Source organism: Buttiauxella sp. BIGb0471 (assembly GCF_024807715.1).
GTDB lineage: Bacteria > Pseudomonadota > Gammaproteobacteria > Enterobacterales > Enterobacteriaceae > Buttiauxella > Buttiauxella agrestis.
Window position 1 is genome coordinate 83,960 of record NZ_JANUEU010000006.1, and the last position, 25,327, is coordinate 109,286.

Sequence of the window (25,327 nt, forward strand, 5' to 3'; positions counted from 1 at the left end):
CGGGTGTAACTTCGTAGGATTTACACCCTGTAAGCGAAGCGCTAAATGAGACGCAATTTAGGTTCAGAGCTGTGGACGGCTAAAATAATCCTTGTCATTCATCGCCTAAGCATGAGTTAATACGCCCATCGGTTTGACGTACAGACCTTTAAAGCAACCTAGTAAAGCAGTCCTTCAAGAGTCATCCCTGGATACCCTTTGTCGTGTGCTCCTCTACCGCTTCATAAAATCTGTAAAGCATACCAAATCGCCGTAAGGCACACTCAATTCAAAAGGTAATACACATGTCTAACAAAATGACTGGTCTGGTAAAATGGTTCAACGCTGATAAAGGTTTCGGCTTCATCACTCCAGACGACGGTTCTAAAGACCTGTTCGTTCACTTCTCTGCAATCCAGAACGACGGTTACAAATCTCTTGATGAAGGCCAGAAAGTTTCCTTCACCATCGAGAACGGCGCTAAAGGCCCAGCAGCTGGTAACGTAACTAGCCTGTAAGGTTAGCGTTAACTAAGCTCTAAAGAATTTAAAAACCCGCTTCGGCGGGTTTTTTCGTTTCTGTCCGATACCGCTCTGTATCGAGATCTCTTGTCAAAACAGGCTTTTGTAGAGTGGATAAGCGCTAGCGTCATCCACCGTTTACGCCTGTCATTGCTGGTGAAAGTGTCGGATGACGCTGCGCTTTTCCGACCTACGAAGCTGGGGGTTTTACGGTTTCGCGATTTCCGGAACACAGGATTTCGGGTCAAACACCGTTCTCCAGTCCTGCTTCATATCCACCACCGTCCAGCCTTTTTCCTTCGCCATACTTAGCCCTTCGACCAGTTTACCGCTGGCAGGCGGATGGCTATCGTAAGCATATTCACGCTCGGCATCGGTATGGTGAACCAGCAAACCGAAGGTTTTATAGTCCGGGTTGGCTGCGGTGTACTGCATCATCGCTAAATCGCCATCGCTGTTACCAAACGCCGCAACAGGGCGTTGGCCCATAAACAGATGGATAGCAACGGGCTTGGCGGCTGCATCGTCGTAGAAAGCCCCTTTCATGGTTTTGCGTAACTGTGTGCCGTTGTCGGTCAGGGAAAAGTCGCTAAGCGAGAATGAGCCGATCACCTGCTCGGGCGGAATGCCGTACATTTTCTCCGCGATCACGCGCATAAAATCAATGCCACCGCCGGACACAATCCACGTTTTGAAGCCGTTTTCACGCAGGTAATCGAGCAACTGGCGCATCGGCTGGTAGCCCATTTGATCGTACCGGCAGCCAAAGCGATTATCCCGGTGGCTGCCGACCCAATTGGCTACGCGCTGGTCGAACTCGTCGGTGGTGATGTTGCTGTGCGTCAGCTCTAAAAGCTGCATCAGCCCTTTTTCACCCGCGGCAGCAACGGTTTTTAAATCATTATTCAGCACCGCGCTCACAATGGGATCGTTTTTCCATTCCGGGTGCTCTGGCGCGAGGCGTTTTACTTCATCAATAGCGAACTGGAGCTGGAATGTTAGCGGTGCTTCGGGCCACAACGTGCCGTCGTTATCAAACACCACGTAGCGCTTTTGGGGTGGAATATAGGTTGAGCGGTCTTGATTGGTGGCATTTTGCACCCATTGTTCAATGGATTGTTTCGCCGCCGTATCTTTCCACGCAGACAGCGGGTCGGCGGCGTGAGCCGTACCCATTGCCCCCAGAATTAGCGTTGTGAGTAAGAGTTTATGTTTCATCGTTCACCCCTTTTGGTGGGAGTCAGTTTGGGCAATGGGACAGGGTTCCAGAAGCGCTGCCAGACACGGTGCAGATATCTCAAACTGCGCCGCAGCAGGCGGCGCGTAAACCAGAGAAGCAGCGCCATTAGTACGACGGCGCTAATCATCGTCGCGATGCGCCATTTTCCTTCATCGGTGGTGCCGCGCAGTGCCGATTCACTTCCTGCGGCGCGCGCTTCGGCAACTTGCAGGGTGGAGCCGGGCAATTGCGCCACTTGCCATTGCTGATTTGCCGTATCCCACCAGCGTAATTTCAGCGGCGGGATGGTGATGGCACCCGCTTGTGAAGGTAAATAACGCAGGGTTTCATCACGCTGTGCGCCTTCGATTTCGCCTCGTCCCGTTTTCAGCATCGTGTTCACTGGCGTCAGGCGCTGGGTTTCGGTGCCAGGAATGGCGTACAGCAATTGCGGGATTTGTGTGGCGACAATCCCGTTGGCCTTAACCGTGACGGTGCGCTCGATTACGTCACCAGCGTGGAGTTTGTCGTCTTTGCTTGCGTGATACTGGGTGATTTTCTGGGTGAGCGTTAAGTTGCTGGCGGGCAGGAAGCGATCCGGCTGCTCCACACCTTTCGGCCAGACCACCTCTTTTTTCAGCTCGGGTAATTGCACCGTGACGGGCGGTTGGTTGGGCGAAGTGAGCGTGATTTCCACCGCAGGCATCAGCAGCACGCCCTGATCCCACGCGGTGATTTGTCGCTCAAGGCGCACGCCGCTCCAGCTAATGCCATTTTTCTGGCGACTCAGCAGTTGGTTTTGCAGTGGCGTGGTGAGTAACGAGCCGTTCTCAATTTTAAAATCAGGCCATTGCGGAGGGGGATTAAACCAGCTATCGGTCCAGAAGGTGATAGCCACCCGCACGGGCTGACCTGGCGCGACATGGTCTGGTGCTTCAAGCTCACGCGTAATGTCCATCGCCGCTCGGGCAGGTAACACCGCCAGCAAAAGCACAATCAGCAAGGTTCTCATGGCGTCTCCTCCGTGTTGGCGCGGTAGAGATTTTCCAGCAGGCCGGAAGGGGAAACTTCAAGGTTTTCAAACCACTGATTAACCTGTGGGCTGCTGCTGGCAACGGGTTGGATATCCTTTTGATTGACGCCCTGATCTTTCTTTAAATCGTGTTTAATTTCGTCTGGCTTATAATCCTGTTCTTTGCCCTGAGCCGCCTGGCGATCGCGTTCTTTCTGGCGCAATTCCATAATGATTTTGGCGATGGCGGCGCGGTTTTTCTGGGCCATTGCCCAGTCCGGGCGCAGGCTTAAGGCGCGGTCATAGCTGTTAATGGCCTGCTGCCACTGCTTTTGCTGGGCGTAGCTGTTGCCCGTCCATAACAGCGATTCAGCGGTTTGCGGCGCCAGGCGAAATGCGGAGGTAGCCGCGACAAAATCTTCGGCGCGGTAGTAGGCGATGCCTTGCCACAGCGGGTCCTGAAAACGCCCTGCCGCTTTTTTGTATTCGCCTTTATTGAAGGCGAGTTGCCCCTGCATATCCGGGCTAATCCACGCATCCTGCCATGCGGCCTGGCTTTGCGGCAGATACAGCAGCGGCACCAGCACAATCAGCCAGCAAATCAGCTGACGCCGCCCGAGCAGCAGTAGCAAAAACATCGGGATCACCAGCAGATAGCCGCTGTTTTTCCAGTGCAAATCGCCGCGAGCGTTGTTTTGCGCGCTCACCGATTGCTGGATGTGGCTGGCGAGCACCGATAAATCGCTGTCGTCGCTGGTGACGAGTGTGACCGGAATGCCGCCGTCGCGAATTTGGCTAAAGCGTTCGACGTTCAGACGTGTATCAATCCCTCGCTGGGCGTAGCTTTCGGGTAATTCACCCCCGCGTGCGGTCCCCGGAACCCAGATTTGAATGGGCGCTTTTTGTTGGGCAAGCCAGGTTGCGTCTTGCGCCGAAACGGTGTCGGCAATCAGTAAAATATTGCGCGGCATATTCGGCGTTTCTGGCATGTTTTTCATCGCCAGGGCGATAGCCTGTTTTAGCCCCGAGCCTTCACCTTCTGGCAATAAATTTGGGCTTTGGGCATGCAAGAACAGCGAGTAAAACGTCGGGTCGGAAGTGAGTGGTGTGGTCAGATATGCATGAGCGTTGTAAACCACCAGGCCGAAATGCGTGCCTGTTGAACGGTTCATCAGGTCCATGATTTTGCTCTGCATACGCTGGTGGCGACTGGGTGCAAGATCCTGCGCGTACATCGCCGGATCTTGCTGTAACACCACCATCATGTTGCTTTGCTGCGTCAGTGCGGCCGGGAGTTCACGCTGCCAGGTCGGGCCTGCCAGGGCGATGACACCGAGTGCGCACAACCACGGTAAAATCTGGGTCAGGCGTTTTTGTCGCCCAATAATCAGCGCTTTGGCAAAGGGCTTATCCATAATCTGGTGCCAGGCGCTACGTTGGCTGCTGGCGACAAACCACAGCAGCGCACAAATCAGCAGGCCGAGCAGCCGCCAGGGGTAAACAAAATGGAAGTCACTCATGCTGTTTTCTCCCGCACGAATCGCGTGACCGCGAGCAAAATCAGCAACACAAGCGCCAGTAGCAGCGGCCACTGGAACAGCGGGATGTGCCACGACCAGCCGATGGATTTCACCTGCACGGGGGTGATGGCGTCGATTTCCTGCCATACGCTGTCGAGAGCCGCACCGGAACCGGCGGCAGTCCAGGATTTTCCACCGGTAATACGCGCGATATCCTGCATCAGCGGCAAATCTACTTTGTCATCGCCAGTGCTGTTCAGATCGCCAAAGGCGATGGTGTGTACCTGAACGTGGTGCGTTGCCGCCAGTTGTGCGGCGAGTGGTGGCGCTAATTGCGATGCGGTGTCGTTGCCGTCGGTGAGCAAAATCGCCAGTTTGCTGGCGTCTTTGTTAACGGTGGTATCGAGCAGTTTCACACCGATTCCCAGCGCGTCGCCAATCGCGGTTTGTTGACCAATCATGCCGGGCGCGAGTTGGTTAATGCGGGTTTGCAGCGCCTGTTTGTCTTCGCTAACCGGGGCGAATGGCCACGCCTGGCTTGCAAAAATCACCAGCCCGATGCGGTCGGTTTTACGCGCCGCCACGAATTTTCGCACCGATTCCTGAACGGCCTGTAAGCGCGTGATCCCACCCTGAACGTCGTTTTTGCCCATCGAACCGGAGACATCCAGAATCAGCACCACATCGCGCATCGGTTTTTGAATATGCTGCGGCGGTGTCAGGTATTCCGGGCGCGAGAGGGCGGCAACCAGCAGAATCCACGTCAGCCAAAAAATCAGGCTTGAGAGTTTGCTGGTGCGCACCGGCTGGCTGTTGAGTTTCAGCTCATCAATTAATTCCGGCAAGAACGGCACGCGAACGTGTTCTTTGACTTCACGGTCCTGCGGTAAAAAATAGCGGCCAAGCAACGGCAGGAAAATCAGTAACCACGCCCACGGCCAGGCGAAATCGAGGCGGCTCAGAAACTCAGACATAAGGCAGTTTCTCCAGCCAGTGTTTCAGTTGAGTTTGCAGACGTGCGTTTTGATTCGCCTCGAGCTGGTTATCCGGCTGGCAATATTTGGCGCTCAATTGCTGGCGCAAATCGGCGTCGATTTCGACATGCTGCAAGAGTTGTTCTGGCGAAAGCGTGTGGCTAATTTGGCTGCGCGGCTGGTGCATCAGCAGAATGCGTTTTATCAGTTCCAGCCAGCTATCGGCGCTGTGCGGCTGCTGCAATGCCGCCAGCGCTTCACGACGCCACACGTTGCGCCGCCATCTCGCCAGGCGGAATAACCCGAAGATAATCAGCGCGATAAGTAACACGCCGCCGAGCACAAACCAGCCGGGCGGCAAGGGAAACCAGGAGATACTTCGTGGAAGCGCCGGATTTAACAGCTCCGGCACGCTAAATCCTTTCTCCAGCATTCAGACTCCCTTTTGTAGCTGCTTGAGAAGATCGTCTGTGACGACTATCTGATTTACGCGGATGCCAAGCCGTGTCAGTCGGTTTTGCAGCCCGGAAAGTCGCGCCGTCACGCTTTGTTGAATCTCATCTTTTAGCCGTGGCGAAAGCGAAAATACGGCTTCATGACCCTGATAGCTGGCGGCCAGGTTTCCTTGCGCCGGGAGGGTGAGATGCAGGTTGTCGAGCGTGACAAATGCGCTAATCTCGCAGCGCCGCCGCAGAGCGGCCAGCAAGGCTTCACCGGACGCATCGAGATCGTGGAAATCACTGATGACGGCCACCCAGGATCCGGCGGGGATCAGATGCATGGCATGTTGCAGCACGCTGCCGAGCGTCACGGTTGCGGGCGTTTCATCAGGGTAGCGTTCGGGTAATTGTTGGTTGTATTGCAGCAGGTCATCAAGCACTGCGGGCAAATTAGTGCGTGGGGCGCGGCATTTTTGCAGGCTGTAATTCGCGTCGCTGAACACCGCGCTGCCGATGCGGTCGCCATCGTGCCAGCTTCGCCATGCGAGCAGGCCCGCAATTTTGGCGGCTGCGACAGATTTGGTTTGCCCGCGGGTGGCAAAAAACATATCCAGCCGCTGATCGACGATTAAGAACACCGGGCGCTCGCGCTCTTCGTTATACATGCGGATCCACGGCGATCGCAGGCGGGCGGTGGCTTGCCAGTCGATCAACCGCACGTCATCACCGGGTTGGTAGCGACGGAGACTATCAAAATTAAGCCCGCGCCCCTGCTGGCGTGAAACACGCTCACCCGCCAGCGCTCCCGGTGGGATCTGCCCAGGCGGGTTCGACAGCAAACGTGCTTCGCCTGCCAGCGCCATCAGGGTTTGGCGATCCACCTGTAACGCGCTATTCATTACGCCACCACTGCGTCGAGCAACATCCGGATTACGTCATCCGGCGAGGTGTTATCGGCGTTGGCCTGGTAACTGAGCATCAGGCGATGGCGTAACACTGCCGGGGCGACGAGCTTGATATCTTCTGGCAATACCGCGTCGCGGCCTTCGAGCCAGGCCAGTGCGCGGCCACAACGATCGAGTGCTAAGGTGCCGCGCGGGCTGACGCCAAACGTGATGTAACTGGCGAGCGTGTCGCTGATACCCTGCGGATGGCGGGTCATATCCACCAGATTGACGATGTAGTTTTCAATGGTTGGTGCGACGTAAACCGCCGAGATTTCCTGCCAGCAGGTGGCAATATCTTGCTGCGATAACATCAGGGTTTCAGGCAATTTTTCCGGCTGTTCCGTGGAGCTTGCGAGGTATTTTTGCTGCTGCTCGGAGCGCACCAGTTGCATCACTTTTTGCTCGTTCTCTTTGGACGGATAATCCACAAGAACTTTCATCAAAAAGCGGTCAAGCTGCGCTTCTGGCAATGGCCAGGTGCCTTCTTGATCCACCGGGTTTTGCGTCGCCAGCACCATGAAAATGCCCGGTAGCGGCCAGGTTTTCCCGGCTACCGTGACGTGGCGTTCTTCCATGGCTTCGAGCAATGCCGATTGCACACGCGCCGAGGCGCGGTTTATCTCATCGGCCAGAATAATATTGCCGAAGACCGGGCCTGGACGGAAACGGAACTGGTCTTCTTCACGGGTGGCATTTTGCTGGTAAATCTCGCTGCCGGTGATGTCTGACGGCAGAAGATCTGGCGTGAACTGTATGCGCCGGAATTCACCTTCCACGTGTTTAGCGAGTTCACGCACCGCACGGGTTTTTGCCAGACCTGGCAAGCCTTCGAGCAGTACGTGTCCGTCGCAAAGCAGCGCGACAATTAACATGCGTACCAGCGATTCCTGACCCAAAACCTGTTGATTCATACGCTGCTCAAGTTCGAGCAGTTTCTCTCTGTTTGTCATTTGCGCAATCCTGCAAAGTCACGTTTCAAAAGCGTGGCGAGGCCGACAAGAATCGGCTCGGCGTAATTGAAGAAAGCTTTGATGCCGGGGCAAAGATAATTAAGGCCTGGCTCGCCATCCGGCGTGCGCACAAGTCGGTTTTTCGGGCATTCCCCCCAGCATAATTTCAGGTACGGGCACTGTTTACAGTATTCCGGTAGGGTGTCTTTTTTCCCCATGCCAAAGGCTTTCTGGCGTTCGGAAAATGCCATGTGGGCGAGTTTGGTGTCTTCGATATTGCCAATCTGATATTCGGGGTAAACGTAGTGGTCGCAGGAATAGATATCGCCATTTTTTTCGATGGCCAGGCCTTTGCCACAAAACTCAGACGCGGTACAAATCTGCGCGGGCATGCCCATGGTTTGGGCGACGGCAGTTTCAAACAGGTTGACCTGCACGCGGCCTAAATCGTTGTTCACCCACTCTTCAAATACGGTTTTCAGGAAGGTGCCCCAGTCGTCGGGATCCACTGACCAGTCGGTGACGATAGAATCCAGGTCGCCCGGTTTTGCGCGGCGCGTTCCGGTAATTGGGATGGTTTCATCGCGCCAGAATTGCGGGGCGGTGACTTTGAAATCGACCGCTTCTACGCACGGGTTAAATTGCACGTAGGTTGCGCCCAGTTCGCGGGTGACAAAGCGGTACACTTCCAGCGGGAAACGAGCGTTGGTGCGGTTGACGGTGACGAGCGCGTTGAAAGGGACTTTGTATTTTTTGAGCGCTTCGACGCCTTTCATCACTTTGTCGAAAGTCGGTTTGCCGCTGCGCGTGACGCGATAGCGGTCGTGCAATTCTCGTGGGCCGTCAATCGACAAGCCAACCAGAAAACGGTGTTCTTTGAGGAATTCAGCCCATTTGTCGTTAATCAACACGCCATTGGTTTGTAAGTCGTTTTCGATGCGCTGGCCGGGCTTTTGGTACTGTTTCTGGAATTTGACGACTTTTTCGAAAAACTCCAGCCCCATCAATGTGGGTTCGCCGCCTTGCCAGGAGAAAACCACTTGCTCGCCATCCTGGCCGTCAATGTACTGACGAATGAAGTTTTCCAGCACTTCGTCGCTCATGCCGGTGTGGCGGTCTTGATGCAGCAGATCTTCTTTACTCAGGTAAAAACAGTAGGTGCAATCGAGATTACAGGTGGAGCCGGTAGGCTTCGCCATAACGTGAAAACGACGCTTATATTCAGGGCCTTTGCCATCATATTTCTCTGCTGACGGTAATGCTTTAACCGGCAATGTTGTGCTGTACTTCATAGCGAACCCCTGAGAGCACGACGAATTAACCGGGTGGTTGCCCACCCGGTTACAGGTCGTTAATTATTGATATTGGAGCCTTGTTCGATCATTGCTGCTGCATCGGAAACCGTGAATGAACCTGGTTTCTGACGTGGCGGGAACTCTTTGAAGGTTGCCAGCATTTCTTGAACGTATTTCTGCGCGCCGCCCATCAGGAACAGACGGTCGTAGAACCAGCTCTGGTAACCCATACCGTCGGAACCTTTCTCCAGCGGATCCACTTCCAGATCGAAGATCATCGGTGCACGCAGTTTGGTGAACGGATAACGCCACAGATCAAGGCCGGTGTGTTCCTGGATCATGAAGTGCGCTTTCCAGCGGCCGTAACGCATCGCCAGCAGGTCGCCGTCATCGCTCCAGTAGAAGAACTCTTTACGCGGGTCTTCACCTTTGCCCTGGATGAAATCGAGCTGGTTGTAACCGTCAAGATGCACTTTGTAGGTGATGGACGGGGTTTTGTAGCCCTTCAGCAACTGCTCTTTGATATCCGGAACACCTGCGGCGGCAACCAGGGTAGGGAACCAGTCGTTACTGCCGAAGATGTCGTTAATCAGCGTGCCCGGTTTGATATGGCCCGGCCATTTGATCATTGCAGGTACGCGGAATCCACCTTCCCAGCCGGTGTTTTTCTCACCGCGGAACGGCGTTATACCGCCATCAGGCCAGGTTGCCGTCATTGGGCCGTTATCGGTGGTGTAGAGAACGATGGTGTTGTCTTCGATACCGAGGTCTTTAATCTTTTGCAGCACTTCGCCGACCATTTTGTCGTGCTCAACCATGCCGTCTGCATAAGTCCCAAGCCCCGTCGCACCAATGCTGGCGTCTTTGAGGTGAGTTTTGTTGTGCATACGCGTGGTGTTAAACCAGGTGAAGAATGGCTTCCCGGCTTTGGACTGGCGTTCCATAAAGTCGTTGTTGGCGGCGAGGGTTTCTTCGTCAACCGTCCCCATACGTTTAATGGTAAGTGGGCCGGTATCTTCAATTTTGCCGTCGGCGGTGCTCTTAATCACGCCGCGTGGGCCAAACTGTTTACGGAATTCAGGATCTTTCGGGTAATCCGGGTTTTCAGGTTCTTCTTCGGCATTCAGATGGTACAGGTTGCCGAGGAATTCATCGAAACCGTGCGCGGTTGGCAGGAATTCGTCGCGGTCGCCGAGGTGGTTTTTACCAAACTGCCCGGTCGCGTAACCCAGCTGTTTGAGGATGTTGGCAATGGTTGGGTCTTCTTTTTGCAGGCCTTGCGGAGCACCTGGCATCCCCACTTTACTCATCCCGGTACGGAATGGCATTTGCCCGGTAATGAACGAAGAACGCCCTGCGGTCGAGCTTTGTTCAGCGTAATAGGATGTGAACTTCGCGCCTTCATTGGCAATGCTGTCAATGTTAGGCGTTTTGTAACCCATCATTCCCTGGTTATAGGTACTGAGGTTCCAGTAGCCAATATCATCACCAAAAATAACCACGATGTTAGGCTTTGAGGCGTCTTGTTTCGGTGCATTTTCGGGCGAGGCTGTTGCGGGAGCGGCATGAACAGCGGACACGGCGCCAGACATTAATGTCAGCATGCTGGCTATCATTGTCCTTTTGAAAGGGACGTTGTTAAGCATCTTTGGGACTCCGTTCATTTAAGGGACTCAGTGAGTATAGTAAAGGGCTGATATTTGCTATTACGTTTTGAAATCTCATGAAAATGAGCTAAATAAACGAACTGAGAATGTTCTTGAGTGTATAAATAGAGGGCGGTTATCTAACTCATTGAATAAAAAGAAATAGCGGCATATACAGTAACATTTTCACTAAAGAGGATTTTAAGTAACTCATTTAAAAATAAACGGAAAGAATCAAAATCAGATGCGAGTGCAAGATAATAGACAGGAATAACCGAGCAAAATAATTGTTTTGCCCGGCAATTTTATTCGTGAAATGGGATGGGAAGAGAAAAAATAAATGTAATTACTTCCTGGAATTATTTAAATTATCTTAATTAAATATTTTAGTAATTTACCCGATTTCTACCTTGTTCCTTGGCTTTATAAAGTTGCTGATCTGCCTTTTCAACCAGTGCTTCGAGCGTCATTCCTTCTTGCCATTGCGCTATGCCCTGGCTGATGGTGAGCACCGAGGAGATACGCGAACCTTTGTGGGCAATATGCGCATGAGCAATATTGTGCTGAATCCTGTGGCTGATAGCTTTTACCTGTGAGATGTCATCGCAGACGGTCAGCACCACGAACTCTTCACCGCCAAATCGAAACGCGCTGTCGCTGTCTTTACGCAAAGATTTTTCAATGCATTGCGAGACTTTAATCAGGCATTTGTCTCCGGCAACGTGACCATACATATCGTTGTATTGTTTGAAGAAATCGATATCCATTACAATCATGAACAGCTTCTTTTTGTTGCCAGCAAGCGCGCTGACACACTCTTCAAAGAAACTCGTCATGCTGAGTCGGTTAAACAATCCGGTCAACGCATCGTAATGCGCCTGCTGCACCAGCTTCTTAATCAGAATATTTTTCTCGTATTCGCTACGCTGAACGCGCTGGTACCACTCGAGCAGAATGTAGCGGGCAGAATAAATCACCATCAGCATGATCACGGCCCCGACCACCTGCGCCACGCTGAATTTATCCTGTAAGAAGAATTCGACATACAGCAAGCAGACAACCAGTGGCGCGGAGAATAGCAGCAGCAAACGCCCTGAAATGTAAAAGGTGATGGTCGCCGGTAATAATACCGAGACGGTCAACATCAGTGTGATAAGCGGGTTTTGATAATAAAGAGTGAAGTTCAAAAATAACACCGACCACAATAGCCCAAACGCCAGAACCACAAAGGGCAGCAGTTTGTGGTAGAAACCATCGTTAATGTTCTTCTTTATTTTTACCGTGATCAGCAGATTGATTAATGAAAGAGCAATGATGCACCCGCACAGTATTTGCAACATCAGCGGCAGGTCTTCAACGTCGCTCCGGTGCGTGCCACGTAATAATAACCAGGCGCAGAAGATAATATTCAAAGACAAAAACCACATATAGCCTTTGGTGCTGGTAATGACGCTTTCGCCCGTGCTGTGATTAATGTCCACTCATCCCGCTCCTTTATAAATTTAACAAATGATAACCTGCGTGCCCTTGAGATGCCACCAGGTGAAATGCGCGTCAGGCAACTCCTTAACATCTCTCAAGTTATCTTGAATATGCCTCACGCTGGTCTATGCTCAACGTAGTATAGAGACGGGTGCGATTAATCTCGTGTGATTGAATAATAAAACAAAATTCTGTCTTTTCCGGGTGATAAATATGATTAGGGCGCTGCTGATTTTTTTGGCATGGACCACTCTGTATACCTCTTGTGCATTGCATGCGGCTGAACCACGGCAACTTCCTTCTGAACAGGATAAAGCACGCACGGTTTATATTTTTCACCATCCGATTGTTATGTTGCAGGCCAAATTCGGCCTGACGACACCGGAAGAACGTGTGCTGCGCATCCGTCAGATGCTACGTTCGCTCAGTGAAGATGATATCCGCCATCCTGTGCAAATTACCCCGGTTCAGCGCTACAACCAGCAAGGACGGCTCTTCACCATTAACGGTAAAGTCGTGATGCTACTGGCGGAAGGTGACCTGGATGAAGGCGATGATTTAACCCTCGACCAGGCCGCACAGCGGGTATTAACGCGCATGGATGAACAGCGTGCTTCGTTAAAGGATCAGTATTCTTCGTCTTATCTCGCCATCGCGACGGTAAAAACGCTGGTCGGAACGGCCGCTTTAGGGTTGCTGTTCTATGGCGCGTTCAGATCCTGGCGCAGAGTGAAGCGCTACTTTGAGGCAAGAGTCAGCCAGAAAAAGGGGCTTATTCCGGCGAAATGGCGTGAATTGGTTGGTGCAATTGAAGGCTATCTTTACGGTTTACTGATGATTTTGCTGGGGATCGCCGCGTTTTATGTCTGGCTGAGTTGGATCTTCCGGCTTTTTCCGTGGACGCGAGTCTGGGGAGAATCACTCGGAGACTGGTCGATTAATGTGTTTCAGAAAATCGCGTTATCTATTGTTTCCGCGTTCCCCGGTTTGCTGATTGTTTTGATTATCTTTTTAATCACCGCCTTCATTCTGAAGTTGCTGAAAATCCTGCTGACACGTGTTGAGGGCGGCAAGATGATGGTGCCGGGCCTGCATCCTGAAACGGTCGGTGCCACGCGCAAACTCATTTCCGTCATGGTCTGGCTGTTTGCTCTTTCGGCGGCTTATCCGTTCCTGCCCGGTGCTAATTCGCTGGCCTTTAAGGGGATCAGCGTGTTCTTTGGTTTGATGTTAACGCTTGGCTCCGCGGGGGTGATGAACCACGCCATGAGCGGCCTGGTGCTGACTTATTCCCGCGCGCTGCGCAAAGGCGATGTGATTCGTATTGGCGATAACGAAGGGTTGGTCAATGAAGTCGGTATGCTGGCGACCAAAATTCTGACCCGCGAAAACTACATTGTTACGGTGCCAAATGCCGTGGTGGTCAGCGGCAAAATCACCAATCTCAGTGCGCAAAATCCGGGCGGTGGCGTCAATCTGACGACCAGCGTCACCATCGGCTACGACACGCCGTGGCGGCAGGTTCACGCGATGCTTGAACTGGCCGCTAAACGTACCAACGGCATTGAACAAAATACGCCGCCGCTGGTGCGCCAGCTTAATTTGATGGACTGGTATATCGCCTATGAATTGCAGGTCAAACTGCGCCCGGGTGAATCGTTGGCAGGGGTGAAGAGCGAATTGCACAGCCATATTCAGGATGTGTTTAACGAATTTAACGTGCAGATTATGTCGCCGAATTTCGTCAATCAGCCGGAAAATGCGGTGATGGTGACGCCAGAAAACTGGTTTGCACCCCCGGCCATACAGCCTGAAAAACCGTCATGAATAATTTCACGCGCGCCTTTGCAGCACTTCTTTGCGTCGGACTGTGGTTACCCGCAGATGCGCGTGCCAGCGGATTTATCGACGACTCCGACGGTATGCTGGACATGAGCCAGTATCTGAGTGAAAACCGCTACGGCTTTTTGCCGATTCCGGTGGTGATCACCGAACCGGCGATAGGCTACGGCGGCGGCTTGTTTGGTCTTTTCTTGCATGACACGGCTGATAGCGAAGCGTCAAAATCCCGCACTGACGGGCGAAAAATACCGCCAGCGATGTCGGCGTTTGGTGGCGGGGCGACGCAAAACGGCACCTGGTTTGTCGGCGGCGGGCATCGCCACACGTGGAACAATGACGGAATTCGCTATCTGGTGGCGCTCGGTTATGCCGATATTAATCTGGATATCTATTCTGGTGATATTGCAGGCTTTGACCGGGGAAAGGGCGTTAGCACTCAAACGAAAGGCTACGGCGGAATACAAAAACTGCTGTTTCGCGTGGCCGATTCGCCATTTTTTGTCGGTGCGTCGCAGTTTTATGCGAATATGGAAATCTCTGCTGATAACACCTTTATTAACCGTGGGTTACAACGTGTCCTGGGTGAGGAAAGCTCTACCTCTGGTGTCGGGTTACTGGCAGAATATGACACCACGGACAACTTTTTCTACCCGCGTAATGGGTTGTCCGTCACCGGGGAATACCAGTTCTATACCAACTTCCTCGGTGGCGATTATCGCTACGACACGCTGACGCTCGACGGGAAATATTTCCAACCGTTGAGCACTGATTTCACCCTGGCGCTGGCGGCAAATTATCAATCGCTGTCACGTCACGATAAACATTTGCCCCCGATGGCGCGGCCCTACATTAATTTGCGCGGGATCTCGCGCTATCGTTATCAAGGGGATTACGTCAGCACCGTGCAAGCGCAGCTCGAATGGCAGATGACACCGCGCTGGGTATTGCAGGGGTTTGTTGGCGCGGGGAGTGCCAGCAAAGAAGCGGATGAACTTTATGAGCAAACCGAAGTGGCCTATGGCGGCGGGTTCCGTTACCTGATTGCCCGCCAGTTTGGTTTACATACCGGAATTGATGTTGCGTTTAGCGACAATGAACAAGCGGTCTATTTCAACGTAGGGGCGGGGCTGTAAAAGGAATTTGCCGCCTGACTGACAACGCAGACATTAAAAGAGAACGTAATGAAAACAATGCTAAGGGGCGTGCAACAGTGTCAATTGATTGCACTGCCGTTACTGTTTTTATCCGGAGCGGCGTTTGGCGCGGCAACGGATACAGCGACAGAGAGCAGCACGTTTCCTATCTGGGGAGATGAAGCTCGTGCGCGGGGATACTCCATCCCACTGCCGTTTGGCGTGAATCTCAGCTACATGAATATGCGCCAGAATGTTGATGTCGATAGCATTACTTTCTCCGGGCTGAAACTGGGGGCGCACCCGATTCCCAGCGATATGTTTAATATTGACGTCGGCCATACACGCGAGCGCAGCAAATCGGAAAACTTGCGCCTCGATATGTGGGTGTTCCCGTTTTTGAATATCTATGGGATTGTGGGCTACACCAAAGGCTCGTCGGTTTCGAACGTTTCGGTTGATGCTGACCCGTCGTTATACACCGGTATTGACCGGATTATTGCCTCGTCGGTGCATCGCCTGAACCAAAGCGGTGATTTGCAGGATATTGATTTCACACTCGATTTCGAAGGCCGAACCTACGGCACCGGTTTTACGCTGGCGGGTGGCTATAAAAATTGGTTTACCCTGGTGGACACCAACTACACGCGCACGGATTTCGACATTCTCGACGGTAAAATTTCGGCGGTAACGATATCGCCACGCGTGGGTTATCGTTTTGATATGCCATCGATTTCCGGCCCGTCGCATTTAAGCGTCTGGGTGGGGGCGATGTATCAGGACGTTCAGCAGGAGTTCAAAGGCAGCCTTGCTGACCTGAAGATGCCTCCCCAACTTCAGCCGCTGATTAGCGCGGTGAATAAAGATAACGAAGGGCGCTTTGACGTTAAGCAGCACCTCACCTCACCGTGGAACACGCTTATCGGTGCGCAATACGAGCTCACACAAAACTTTAATGTGCTGACTGAGATTGGTTTTAACGAGCGTAATAGCTTCTTCATCGCAGGCGAATACCGATTCTAATGAACAACAGTGGCGCGCTATTTTTGAGTTTGTTAAGCCTCATGATGATACCGGCCACCACGGACGCAATGACGCGCGAAGAGATCGACGGTTTTCTGGGAAAGCTCGGTGCCGATAACCAGTATGATGCCAGCAAAGGTATTAACTGGAGCGTGCTGCCTGGGCCATTTTATACCCCGGAGCTGAAACTCGGTTTAGGAACGGCGATCGCCGGGATTTATCGTGTTGATCCGAACGATCGTGTGACCCAGAACTCTTCGGTATCGTTTACCGGGTTCGTCAGCAGCAGCGGCGCGTTGGGAATGGGTATGAAGAACTACACCTTCTTTAGCGGTGACGAATGGCGACTTTTTGTTGATGCTTCTCTGGCAAAAATCCCAACCGGGTTTTGGGGGATTGGCTACAACGCCGCACAAGGTAACGAACAAAAATATACTCAGCAGTCATTCAGTCTCCATCCGCAGATTATGCGTCAGGTGGTTGATAATCTTTATGCAGGCTTAGGCTGGGATTATTCAACTTACGACGCTGAAGATATTGATGAACCGCATCCTGACGATAACTTTTCCCGCTACGATGCGGGCGGTAACTCGAACAGTTCCGGTGTTACCGCTGCCATTAACTACGATTCGCGGGATGTGATCACCCGGCCCCAGCACGGGCAATTTTTCAGTGCTGAATACAGCCTTTTTGATCCTGCGGTTGGCTCAGATACCCACTTCACCATATTGCAACTGCAATATAATTATTACTATCCGCTCAACGATCAGGACGTTCTGGCGTTTGATCTTTGGGGACGTTTTGCACGGGGTGATGTGCCCTGGGATCGTTTGTCTGAGGCTGGCGATGACAACCGAATGCGCGGTTATTATCAGGGGCGCTATCGCGATAAAGACGTGGTGAGCACGCAACTGGAATACCGTAAAAAGCTCAACTGGCGACACGGCTACGTTTTATGGATTGGCGCAGGGGCGCTGGGCGACAGCCCGCAACATTTGTCAGATAACCCGCTGCTACCGACCGTGGGGGCAGGCTATCGTTTCGAGGTGAAGCCAGACATGAACATCCGCCTCGACTTAGGATTTGGAAAAGAAAGCGCTGGATTTTACTTTCAAGTGGCGGAGGCATTTTAATGCGGGTTTGGTTTTTGGCAGCGCTATTGGGCGTGGCATTTCAGAGTATTGGCGCATCACCGAAGCCCGCAGATATCTTGCCTTTCGAACAGGCGAGACGCGTGTGGCCGGTGGCGCAAGATCTTACCGCGCCCGAGTCGCTGCGCCCTTGTTGCGCGTTTGGCTACGATTTACAAGTCCGCGCGGTGGGCGTGCCGATTCCGGTCTATCAGATTGGTAATATTCTGACGCTCTCGACGCTCGGTCAGCATCGTTATAACGACAGCGCGCTGGGGGCGGTTAAAAATATCGTTGGTCTGAGCGAAGAGAAAAGCGGCCTGATTTACACCCACCGTGGGGGCTTTATTGATATCGCCCACGTCCGCGATACTGCCGATAACACCTTCTACCTTTTTACGCAGATTTATTCCCGACTCGGCCAGGACTGGCGTCTGTTTTATAGCGAAGAACTGGGCGTGCGACGTGTCCAGCTTCATGCCTTCACGCCGCCAGCCTCTATGGTTGAACGCTACACGATTGCGGCCTGGCTTGCGGGGCATCTCGCGTTTCAACTGGCACAATGGCATGAAATTGCCCAGTGGTATGGATTCCAGTCTGTCCCCGGCTTTTCTGAGGAAATATCCGCTTTCTCGCCAGAAGATCTGTACTCGAATTTGTTGGGTGCCAGGCTTGCGATAAACGTGATTCTGCATGGCCATGGCCGCTCGGTTGAGGCCTACAATGCCGCGATGGATAAAGCGTTGCACAAAGCGCTGGTGCAACTTGGTGCGGTGCGGAAAACAGAAACGGAGAGGAAATTTCGCGAAGTTGACGGTGACTGGTGGAACAGCAAACGCCGGGTGCCGGATAAATTTCTGGTGCTCAATCGTAACTACGATTTAAGCGAAAACCGCTTCCCGACGCCCGTGCCGTTTGAAAGGGCAAAACCTTACCGTCTGCTGATGCCGGCAACCGTCGCGGGTGTAACAATAAGCCAGCTTGGCGAGTTGCAAATCCATACCGGCAGTGACATGCGCGGCCTTAAAGTACCGGATAGTTTCTACCTTCCGGCACAGTTCCCGGCGCTGGCTGAACAAGCCAAATACGCCGACCAGATACAGCTCCAGCAAATGAAGAAGTGAGTCTATTTGTGCAAAATAAGAAATGACTGCTGGGTAGGGCTACTGTCTACCGGGCATCTGTAGGGTAATATATTCGTTGGACTCAATGTGAGGTATTAATTGTGAAAAATAAAAACACGTTTTTTAATATTTGTGCGTTAGCCGTGGCGGCGACTCTATTAACAGCTTGCGCGGGTTCATCAAAACAAGAAAGCACTGGTGGTTACATTGACGACAGCGTGATCACTACAAAAGTGAAATCTGCGTTACTTGCTGAAAAATCTATTAAATCCACAGCTATTGGCGTTGAAACCTTCAAAGGCCGCGTACAGCTCAGCGGTTTCGTCTCTTCTGCGGCAGAAGCCAATAAAACCGTTTCAGTCACCAAATCGGTTAAAGGCGTGAAGGCCGTTGAGAACGATCTGATCGTGAAGTAATAACAATATTGAACTTCAAATAAGCAGGAAAAGGGCGTTGTCATTTTCCTGCTTATGCTCATTTCAAAAAATGAGTTGTGATCGTATTTAAAAATCAGCGTCATAAGTAATCGTTATTGGACTGGCATGCGGTTGTTCGATTTGATGTTACAAGTATGTAACTAACAACCAGGAAGCCGAACATGTTCACCATCAAAACCGACGATCTTTCGCACCCGGCGGTGCAGGCATTAGTGGCCTATCATATTTCCGGCATGCTGGAGCAATCTCCGCCAGAAAGCAGCCATGCTTTAGATGTGCAAAAACTCCGTGACCCGACCGTGACATTTTGGTCGGCGTGGGAAGGGGAGCAATTAGCCGGAATTGGTGCGCTGAAAATGCTCGATGATGAGCACTGCGAGCTGAAATCCATGCGCACCGCGACGGAGTTTTTACGCCGTGGCGTGGCGAATCAGTTCTTGCTGCATATCCTGGACGTGGCGCGTGAACGGGGTTTTCAGCGCATCAGCCTTGAAACAGGTACTCAGCCAGGGTTTGCGGCCTGTCATCATCTGTATCTCAAGCATGGCTTTGTGGATTGCGAACCGTTCGCGGATTATCAACTCGACCCGAACAGCCGCTTTATGACGCTGGTGTTGTGAGTATTTCGTAGGTCGGGTAAGCGTAGCGTCACCCGACGCTTTCTGGGCAAGTTGGTGGATGACGCTGGCGCTTATCCACCCTACAAATTGAGATTTATTTAACGCAGAAAGCAAAAAACCCGCCATAGGCGGGTTCTTCTAAATGTGGTGCCCGGACTCGGAATCGAACCAAGGACACGGGGATTTTCAATCCCCTGCTCTACCGACTGAGCTATCCGGGCAACGGGGCGCATTAAACCGTAAAGGCCGTTGGGCGTCAACGGCTTTGTCATAAAAAACGGATTAAATGCGTTTAACTGCCTGCTTTTCATTCATATTGGCGAGAAAATCACTCATCAGGTTAATGCGCCACCTTGTCGGCATTGCGCAAAGCGCAGAATGTCTTCGGCAAGTTGACGAGCAGTCTCAATGTCTGCCTGACTGCGTTTGACCAACAAACGGCTCAGGCAACCTTCCAGCACCAGTTCCATTTGGTGAGCCACCATCGTTGGGTCGTCCACTTCCAGTTGCGTTAGCATTTCATGAGTGAATTCCCATGCGGCCTTTTTCTGCTGATCGGCCAACTGGTGAATCGGGTGCGACGCGTCCGGGTAAAACGTGCAGGCAGCGATAAACAGACAGCCCGGATAACGATGGTTGTTGACGCATTCGGTCAAGGCTTCGTAGCGTTTTAATAGCTTCTGCTCAAGCGATAGCTCTTCGTTAAGCACGAGCTGGCGACGCCAGATATCCACTTGCTGGCTCAAATAACGCAGGGCGTCGTACAGCAGAGCTTCGCCATTAGGCCAGAAGTTTCGAATCTCATTGACTGGATAGTCAGCCTCGGTTGCGACCATCTCAAGGGTGGTGCTGGCAATGCCTTCACGTTCAAGGACGTGTAGGGCGTGCTCAAGTACGTCTTCGCGTTGCACGGTTTTCTCCTCCGTCGTTCAACGGTTTATCCCACATTAGTGTTGTTTACTGCGCGTGTTTCTGCAAATGCGTACGGAAATCGTTGGCATCCATAAAACCGGTAACGCGTGCATCGGGCTGTTCCTGTCCAGTTGTATCAAAGAACAGGATGGTTGGCAGCCCTAAAACCTGTAAATGCTTTAACAGCGCGTTGTCTTGCGCATTGTTAGCGGTGACATCTGCCTGAAGTAAAACGGTATTGGCCAGTTGCTGCTGAACTTGCGGATTGCTAAAGGTGTATTTCTCGAACTCTTTACAAGCCACGCACCAGTCAGCGTACAAATCGAGCATTACCGGCTTACCTTTTGCCTCAGCAAGCGCTTTATCCAACTGTTCAATGTTGGCAATTTTAGTGAAATTAAGATGCGCCTGGCTGGTGGCGACGGGGGTACCAAACGCCCAGTCTTGCAGCGGTTTTGCCGACACTAACGCGGCACCCAGCAGGATTATCTGCACCACTCGCATCCAGGATTTGGTTGCCTGCAGGCTGGTGATAAATGCCCAACCGAAGAACGCCACGCCAAGCAAGCCCCATAACCGAACGCCCCACGGTTCTCCCAGTATGCGTTCCAACAGGAAAACAGGCAGTGCAAGGATCACAAAACCGAACGCGATTTTGACGGTTTCCATCCACGGGCCACTTTTTGGCAGCAGACGGTTGCCGAAAACGGTGATCAGCATCAGCGGTAAACCCATGCCTAACGCGTACAGATATAACGTGCCACCGCCGAGCCACATGTTTCCGCTCTGGGCGATATATAGCAGGATTGCACTCAGCGGCGCGGTGGTGCAGGGCGAGCAAATCAACCCGGCCAGTGCGCCCATGGCAAATACGCCGCCTGCGGAACCCCCTTGCTGACGGTTACTCATCAACGTAAGTCGAGTTTGCAGCGACGACGGCAACTGGAGTGTAAACAGGCCAAACATGGACGCGGCGAGCAGCACAAACAGCGCTGATAAACCAATCAGCACGTAAGGGTGTTGCAGCGCGGCCTGGAATTGCAGGCCAGCGGCAGCGACGACAAGGCCAAGCGCGGTGTAAGTCAGCGCCATGCCTTGCACATAGATGAAGGTCAGCAGCAGAGCGCGAGCGGTGGATAAACGCTGTTTGCCCCCCAGCACGATGCCGGAAATCAGCGGGTACATCGGCAGCACGCAGGGCGTGAAGGCGATGCCGATGCCAATTAAGAATGCCCAGAGTGCGGAGAACGGCAGTTGGGTGGGTTCAGTGTTGTCTGAATCCCTCACCCCGACCCTCTCCCCTGGAGAGAGGGAGGAAGGCGAGTCAGCCGATGCCACCACTTCACTCAGTGGCACCACGCGGGTCTCAGGCGGGTAACAGAATCCCGCTTCGGCGCAGCCCTGATACGTCACACTGACCGTCGCCCCTTTGGCCGCCGATTTCACTGTGACCGGCAAATTCAGCCGTTGGGTGTAAATCTCAGTTTTGCCGTAGAACTCGTCTTCATGCCAGGTGCCTTTCGGCAGGTCCAGCGGTGCGAGTTCGGCCTGGGCTGGGTTGAGTTTGATTTGCTGGCGATAAAGGTAGTAGCCCGGTTTTATCTGCCAGTTCAGGTTGAGCTGGTTTTCAGACTGCTGAAAATCAAAGGCAAAAGCCTGGTCGACGGGAACAAACTGAGATTTGCTCTGGTTGTCGAACAGACCGGCGAATGCATGTGAACTGAAGAGCGCAAAGATTAGCGCAAAGATGCGTAGAGCCATGAGAGGTATTCACTATCTCCGTGGGTAACTGGCAAAACCAGCAATTCAGGGGTTTGGTATGGGTGATGCGATTTCAGGCAAGCCAGCAGGGCTTCCTGATGCTCAATGTCACTTTTGAGCAGCATTTGCACCTCATACTCCTGTTCCATTTTCCCTTCCCAGTAATACAACGAGGTGGCACCGGGTAATAAGGTGACGCAAGCCGCCAGTTTTTCAGCCAGCACCAGCGCGGCAAGTTCCTGCGCGGTGGCTTCGTCCGGGGCAGTACAAAGGATGACAATAGCCTGGGTAGTCGGCATAGCTAACCTCGTATCTGGTGGGTCAGCGGTGACTATAGCATGGGGGAGCGAGGGGAGGTGTTAAACGGGCCGCAGGGCGACCCGTGTTTTAAAAGATTTACAGAATCAGCCCGCCGACGATGAAGCCGAGGATCACGCACAGCGAAATCGCAATCACGCCAGGGATCAGGAACGCGTGGTTAAACACGTACTTACCAATGCGGGTGGAACCGGTGTCGTCCATTTCTACCGCCGCCAACAAAGTTGGGTAGGTTGGCAATACGAACAACGCAGAAACCGCAGCAAAAGAGGCGATAGCGGTGAGCGGGCTAACACCGAGCATCAAAGCCGCTGGCATCAATGCTTTGGTGGTCGCTGCCTGGGAGTAGAGCAGAGTGGCCGCGAAGAACAGCACTACCGCCAACATCCACGGATAGCTTTGCAGTAAATCGCCCGCCACAGCCTGGATATCCTGAATATGGTTTTTGACGAAGGTATCGCCTAACCACGCCACACCCAGCACGCAAATACAGGCGCTCATGCCTGATTTGAAGGTGCTGGCATTGAGAATTTCACCGGTGTCGATTTTGCAGGTGATGCAAATCAGCGTGGCGATGGTCAGCATGAACACCACAATTGCTTCGTTACGCGGCAGAATTGGGTTTTGAATCAGGCCCACGGTGTCGCTGATGGCAGTGGCGTAGAACATCACCGCGACGATACCGATAAGGAACAGCAAAACGGAGCGTTTAGCGTGTGGTTTCAGCTCAAAGACGCTGCTGCCACGCAGTTTCACTTCACCTTTTGCGACGCGTTCCTGATAAACCGGGTCGTCTTTCAGCTCGCAGCCGAGGAAGTTACAGACGATAGCCGTCAGCATAACGGCAACCAGCGTGACGGGAATGCAGATAGACAGCAGGGTCAAATAGCTGACGCCTAACGGCTCCAGAATACCGGCGAAGAACACCACTGCCGCAGAAATCGGTGATGCAGTAATCGCGATTTGCGAGGCGACAACGGCAATAGACAGTGGACGAGATGGGCGAATGCCTTGCTCTTTTGCCACTTCGGTAATGACCGGCAGCGTGGAAAACGCCGTGTGGCCTGTTCCGGCCAGAATCGTCATAAACCAGGTCACCAACGGTGCCAGGAATGTGATGTATTTTGGATGACGACGCAGTAATTTTTCGGCGAGGCTGACGAGGTAGTCCATTCCCCCCGCCACCTGCATGGCAGCAATGGCGGCAATAACGGCCATGATGATTTCGATTACATCGAACGGGATAGCCCCGGGTTTAATCTGGAAAAACAGCGTTAAAACCAGCACACCAAAACCGCCAGCAAAGCCAATGCCTATGCCGCCGAGTCTGGCTCCCAGGTATATCGCTAGCAGCACGATAACAAGTTCAGCTCCAAACATGATTTCCTTCCTTGTGTTTGATTATTTGATAATTATATGTTGTGTTTTTGTTTAACGTAGAAATGAAAAAGGCACGTCCAATGGACGTGCCTTTTTTTAACTACCGGTTGGTCTACTGTTCATTTTCATCGGTATAACGCTTCGCTTTATAAACTGGATGCATCAGGTTGTTGATGGAGAAAATATCATCCAGCTCGGCTTCGGTAAGCAGGCCGCGTTCCAGCACAACTTCACGCACGCTCTTGCCGGTTTCAGCACAAATCTTGCCCACGATATCACCGTTGTGGTGACCAATGAACGGGTTCAGATAGGTGACGATACCAATCGAGTTGTAGACATAGCTTTCACATACTTCTTTATTCGCGGTGATGCCGTTAATGCATTTTTCCAGCAGGTTGTAGCACGCGTTGGTCAGGATGTGGATGGACTCAAACATCGCCTGGCCAATTACAGGTTCCATTACGTTCAGCTGCAGCTGGCCCGCTTCAGAAGCCATGGTGACGGTGATGTCATTCCCAATCACTTTGAAGCAAACCTGGTTAACCACTTCTGGAATTACCGGGTTTACTTTGGCTGGCATAATAGAAGAACCGGCTTGCAGTTCTGGGAGGTTGATTTCGTTCAGGCCGGAACGTGGGCCGGAAGAAAGCAGGCGAAGGTCATTACAGATCTTCGACATTTTCACCGCCAGGCGTTTGAGCGAGCTGTGAACCATGACGTATGCGCCACAGTCGGAGGTCGCTTCAATCAGGTCTTCGGCGGGTACGCATGGCAGGTTGCTGACTTCAGCCAGTTTCTGCACTGCCAGTTGTTGATAACCTTCTGGCGTGTTCAGGCGAGTACCGATTGCGGTCGCACCGAGGTTCACTTCCAGCAGCAGCTCTGCGGTGCGCAGCAGGTTGCGGGTTTCTTCATTCAACAAGACGTTGAAGGCATGGAATTCCTGGCCCAGCGTCATTGGCACGGCGTCTTGCAACTGAGTACGGCCCATTTTCAGAACGTTTTCAAACTCAACTGCTTTGCGTTGGAAGCCGTCGCCTAACTGATTAATGGCATCAATCAGTTTCACAATAGAAGCGTACACCGCGATACGGAAACCGGTTGGGTAGGCATCGTTGGTGGACTGGCATTTGTTGACGTGGTCGTTCGGATTCAGGTACTGGTACTCACCTTTCTGGTGGCCCATCAGCTCAAGCCCAATGTTGGCGAGCACTTCGTTGGTATTCATGTTGACGGAAGTACCGGCACCGCCCTGGTAAACGTCCACCGGGAATTGGTCCATGCACTTGCCGTTATTCAGCACTTCATCGCAGGCCTGGATAATGGTGTTTGCAATGCTTTTCGGAATGGTTTGCAACTCCTTGTTCGCCATTGCCGCTGCTTTCTTAACCATAACCATGCCGCGTACAAATTCAGGGATGTCACTGATTTTGCTGTTGCTTATGTAGAAGTTTTCAATCGCTCTCAGAGTATGAACACCATAATAGGCATCCGCTGGCACTTCCCTGGTACCCAACAAATCTTCTTCGATACGAATGTTATTTAACATGTGAACCTTCTTAATTAAAGCTGCCATTGATTGATCATTGCACACACAGGATCTCTGGTTGTGCGATGAATAGACCGACGATTATGTCCATATTCGGTCTGCGTGCCGTGATG

Annotated in this window: 23 protein-coding genes and 1 tRNA gene; 8 read left to right on the forward strand and 16 right to left on the reverse strand. The window is 52.4% G+C overall.

The genetic code is table 11. The features are described 5' to 3' along the window. The first annotated feature begins 284 nt into the window (after positions 1-284). A complete protein-coding gene (gene cspA, locus M2371_RS17690) occupies positions 285-497 on the forward strand; it encodes an RNA chaperone/antiterminator CspA (protein ID WP_034461105.1) in 213 nt (70 codons plus the stop codon). A gap of 210 nt (positions 498-707) precedes the next feature. On the opposite strand, the gene M2371_RS17695 is transcribed toward cspA, so the two are convergent. The 10 genes from M2371_RS17695 to M2371_RS17740 all read right to left on the reverse strand — a co-directional run bounded on the left by M2371_RS17695 (position 708) and on the right by M2371_RS17740 (position 11,984). Further along, complete coding sequence (locus M2371_RS17695; RefSeq protein WP_259268335.1) at positions 708-1,718, reverse strand: HAD family phosphatase; 1,011 nt, start codon at positions 1,716-1,718, stop codon at positions 708-710. Continuing rightward, complete coding sequence (locus tag M2371_RS17700) at positions 1,715-2,731, reverse strand: oxygen tolerance domain protein (RefSeq protein WP_259268336.1); 1,017 nt, start codon at positions 2,729-2,731, stop codon at positions 1,715-1,717. Before M2371_RS17700 ends, M2371_RS17695 begins: the two co-directional genes overlap by 4 nt. Beyond that, entirely contained in the window at positions 2,728-4,251 is a 1,524-nt protein-coding gene (locus M2371_RS17705) for a tetratricopeptide repeat protein (RefSeq protein ID WP_259268425.1), read from the reverse strand. The genes M2371_RS17700 and M2371_RS17705 overlap by 4 nt, the downstream gene beginning before the upstream one ends. Further along, on the reverse strand, positions 4,248-5,225 hold the full coding sequence (locus M2371_RS17710; RefSeq protein WP_259268337.1) for a VWA domain-containing protein: 978 nt from the start codon (positions 5,223-5,225) through the stop codon (positions 4,248-4,250). The genes M2371_RS17705 and M2371_RS17710 overlap by 4 nt, the downstream gene beginning before the upstream one ends. Further along, positions 5,218-5,658, reverse strand: a complete 441-nt coding sequence (locus M2371_RS17715) for a DUF4381 domain-containing protein (protein ID WP_172895718.1) — start codon at positions 5,656-5,658, stop codon at positions 5,218-5,220. Before M2371_RS17715 ends, M2371_RS17710 begins: the two co-directional genes overlap by 8 nt. Next, complete coding sequence (locus tag M2371_RS17720) at positions 5,659-6,564, reverse strand: DUF58 domain-containing protein (protein ID WP_259268338.1); 906 nt, start codon at positions 6,562-6,564, stop codon at positions 5,659-5,661. Further along, the gene (locus M2371_RS17725) at positions 6,564-7,562 is read right to left on the reverse strand and encodes a MoxR family ATPase (protein ID WP_259268339.1); all 999 of its coding nucleotides are present in this window, start codon (positions 7,560-7,562) and stop codon (positions 6,564-6,566) included. The genes M2371_RS17720 and M2371_RS17725 overlap by 1 nt, the downstream gene beginning before the upstream one ends. Continuing rightward, complete coding sequence (locus tag M2371_RS17730) at positions 7,559-8,854, reverse strand: anaerobic sulfatase maturase (RefSeq protein ID WP_259268340.1); 1,296 nt, start codon at positions 8,852-8,854, stop codon at positions 7,559-7,561. The genes M2371_RS17725 and M2371_RS17730 overlap by 4 nt, the downstream gene beginning before the upstream one ends. A 59-nt stretch (positions 8,855-8,913) precedes the next feature. Further along, complete coding sequence (locus M2371_RS17735; RefSeq protein ID WP_259268341.1) at positions 8,914-10,503, reverse strand: arylsulfatase; 1,590 nt, start codon at positions 10,501-10,503, stop codon at positions 8,914-8,916. Positions 10,504-10,889: 386 nt separating this feature from the next. Continuing rightward, complete coding sequence (locus M2371_RS17740) at positions 10,890-11,984, reverse strand: GGDEF domain-containing protein (RefSeq protein ID WP_051873614.1); 1,095 nt, start codon at positions 11,982-11,984, stop codon at positions 10,890-10,892. Between the two features lie 214 nt (positions 11,985-12,198). On the opposite strand from M2371_RS17740, the gene M2371_RS17745 reads away from it, so the two are divergent. From M2371_RS17745 to M2371_RS17775, 7 genes are all read left to right on the forward strand, one after another. After that, complete coding sequence (locus tag M2371_RS17745) at positions 12,199-13,812, forward strand: mechanosensitive ion channel family protein (RefSeq protein ID WP_172895715.1); 1,614 nt, start codon at positions 12,199-12,201, stop codon at positions 13,810-13,812. Beyond that, on the forward strand, positions 13,809-14,960 hold the full coding sequence (locus M2371_RS17750; protein ID WP_232062505.1) for a BamA/TamA family outer membrane protein: 1,152 nt from the start codon (positions 13,809-13,811) through the stop codon (positions 14,958-14,960). Before M2371_RS17745 ends, M2371_RS17750 begins: the two co-directional genes overlap by 4 nt. Before the next feature lie 48 nt (positions 14,961-15,008). Continuing rightward, on the forward strand, positions 15,009-15,983 hold the full coding sequence (locus M2371_RS17755) for a porin family protein (RefSeq protein WP_259268342.1): 975 nt from the start codon (positions 15,009-15,011) through the stop codon (positions 15,981-15,983). Then, positions 15,983-17,116 carry an outer membrane protein assembly factor gene (locus tag M2371_RS17760; RefSeq protein ID WP_259268343.1) on the forward strand — a complete coding sequence of 378 codons (1,134 nt, stop codon included), beginning with the start codon at positions 15,983-15,985 and terminating at the stop codon, positions 17,114-17,116. The genes M2371_RS17755 and M2371_RS17760 overlap by 1 nt, the downstream gene beginning before the upstream one ends. Continuing rightward, positions 17,116-18,237, forward strand: coding sequence for a DUF4056 domain-containing protein (locus tag M2371_RS17765; protein ID WP_172895713.1), 1,122 nt, complete (start codon positions 17,116-17,118; stop codon positions 18,235-18,237). Before M2371_RS17760 ends, M2371_RS17765 begins: the two co-directional genes overlap by 1 nt. Positions 18,238-18,338: 101 nt before the next feature. After that, the gene (locus tag M2371_RS17770) at positions 18,339-18,653 is read left to right on the forward strand and encodes a BON domain-containing protein (protein ID WP_034492695.1); all 315 of its coding nucleotides are present in this window, start codon (positions 18,339-18,341) and stop codon (positions 18,651-18,653) included. Positions 18,654-18,835: 182 nt separating this feature from the next. Then, positions 18,836-19,294, forward strand: coding sequence for a GNAT family N-acetyltransferase (locus M2371_RS17775; protein ID WP_172895712.1), 459 nt, complete (start codon positions 18,836-18,838; stop codon positions 19,292-19,294). A 145-nt stretch (positions 19,295-19,439) separates the two neighbouring features. Here the strand turns inward: M2371_RS17775 and M2371_RS17780 are convergent. The 6 genes from M2371_RS17780 to aspA form a co-directional block, all read right to left on the reverse strand. Further along, positions 19,440-19,515 (reverse strand) — tRNA-Phe (locus M2371_RS17780). A gap of 114 nt (positions 19,516-19,629) precedes the next feature. Continuing rightward, positions 19,630-20,205 carry a transcriptional regulator gene (locus M2371_RS17785; RefSeq protein WP_034492700.1) on the reverse strand — a complete coding sequence of 192 codons (576 nt, stop codon included), beginning with the start codon at positions 20,203-20,205 and terminating at the stop codon, positions 19,630-19,632. A 46-nt stretch (positions 20,206-20,251) separates the two neighbouring features. Beyond that, complete coding sequence (locus tag M2371_RS17790; protein WP_259268344.1) at positions 20,252-21,967, reverse strand: protein-disulfide reductase DsbD; 1,716 nt, start codon at positions 21,965-21,967, stop codon at positions 20,252-20,254. Continuing rightward, positions 21,943-22,266: a divalent cation tolerance protein CutA gene (gene cutA / locus M2371_RS17795; RefSeq protein WP_259268345.1), complete on the reverse strand. Its 324-nt coding sequence runs from the start codon at positions 22,264-22,266 to the stop codon at positions 21,943-21,945. The genes M2371_RS17790 and cutA overlap by 25 nt, the downstream gene beginning before the upstream one ends. Positions 22,267-22,363: 97 nt before the next feature. After that, on the reverse strand, positions 22,364-23,665 hold the full coding sequence (locus tag M2371_RS17800; RefSeq protein ID WP_172895709.1) for an anaerobic C4-dicarboxylate transporter: 1,302 nt from the start codon (positions 23,663-23,665) through the stop codon (positions 22,364-22,366). A 112-nt stretch (positions 23,666-23,777) separates the two neighbouring features. Continuing rightward, positions 23,778-25,214, reverse strand: a complete 1,437-nt coding sequence (gene aspA / locus M2371_RS17805) for an aspartate ammonia-lyase (protein WP_034492708.1) — start codon at positions 25,212-25,214, stop codon at positions 23,778-23,780. Positions 25,215-25,327 lie beyond the last annotated feature (113 nt).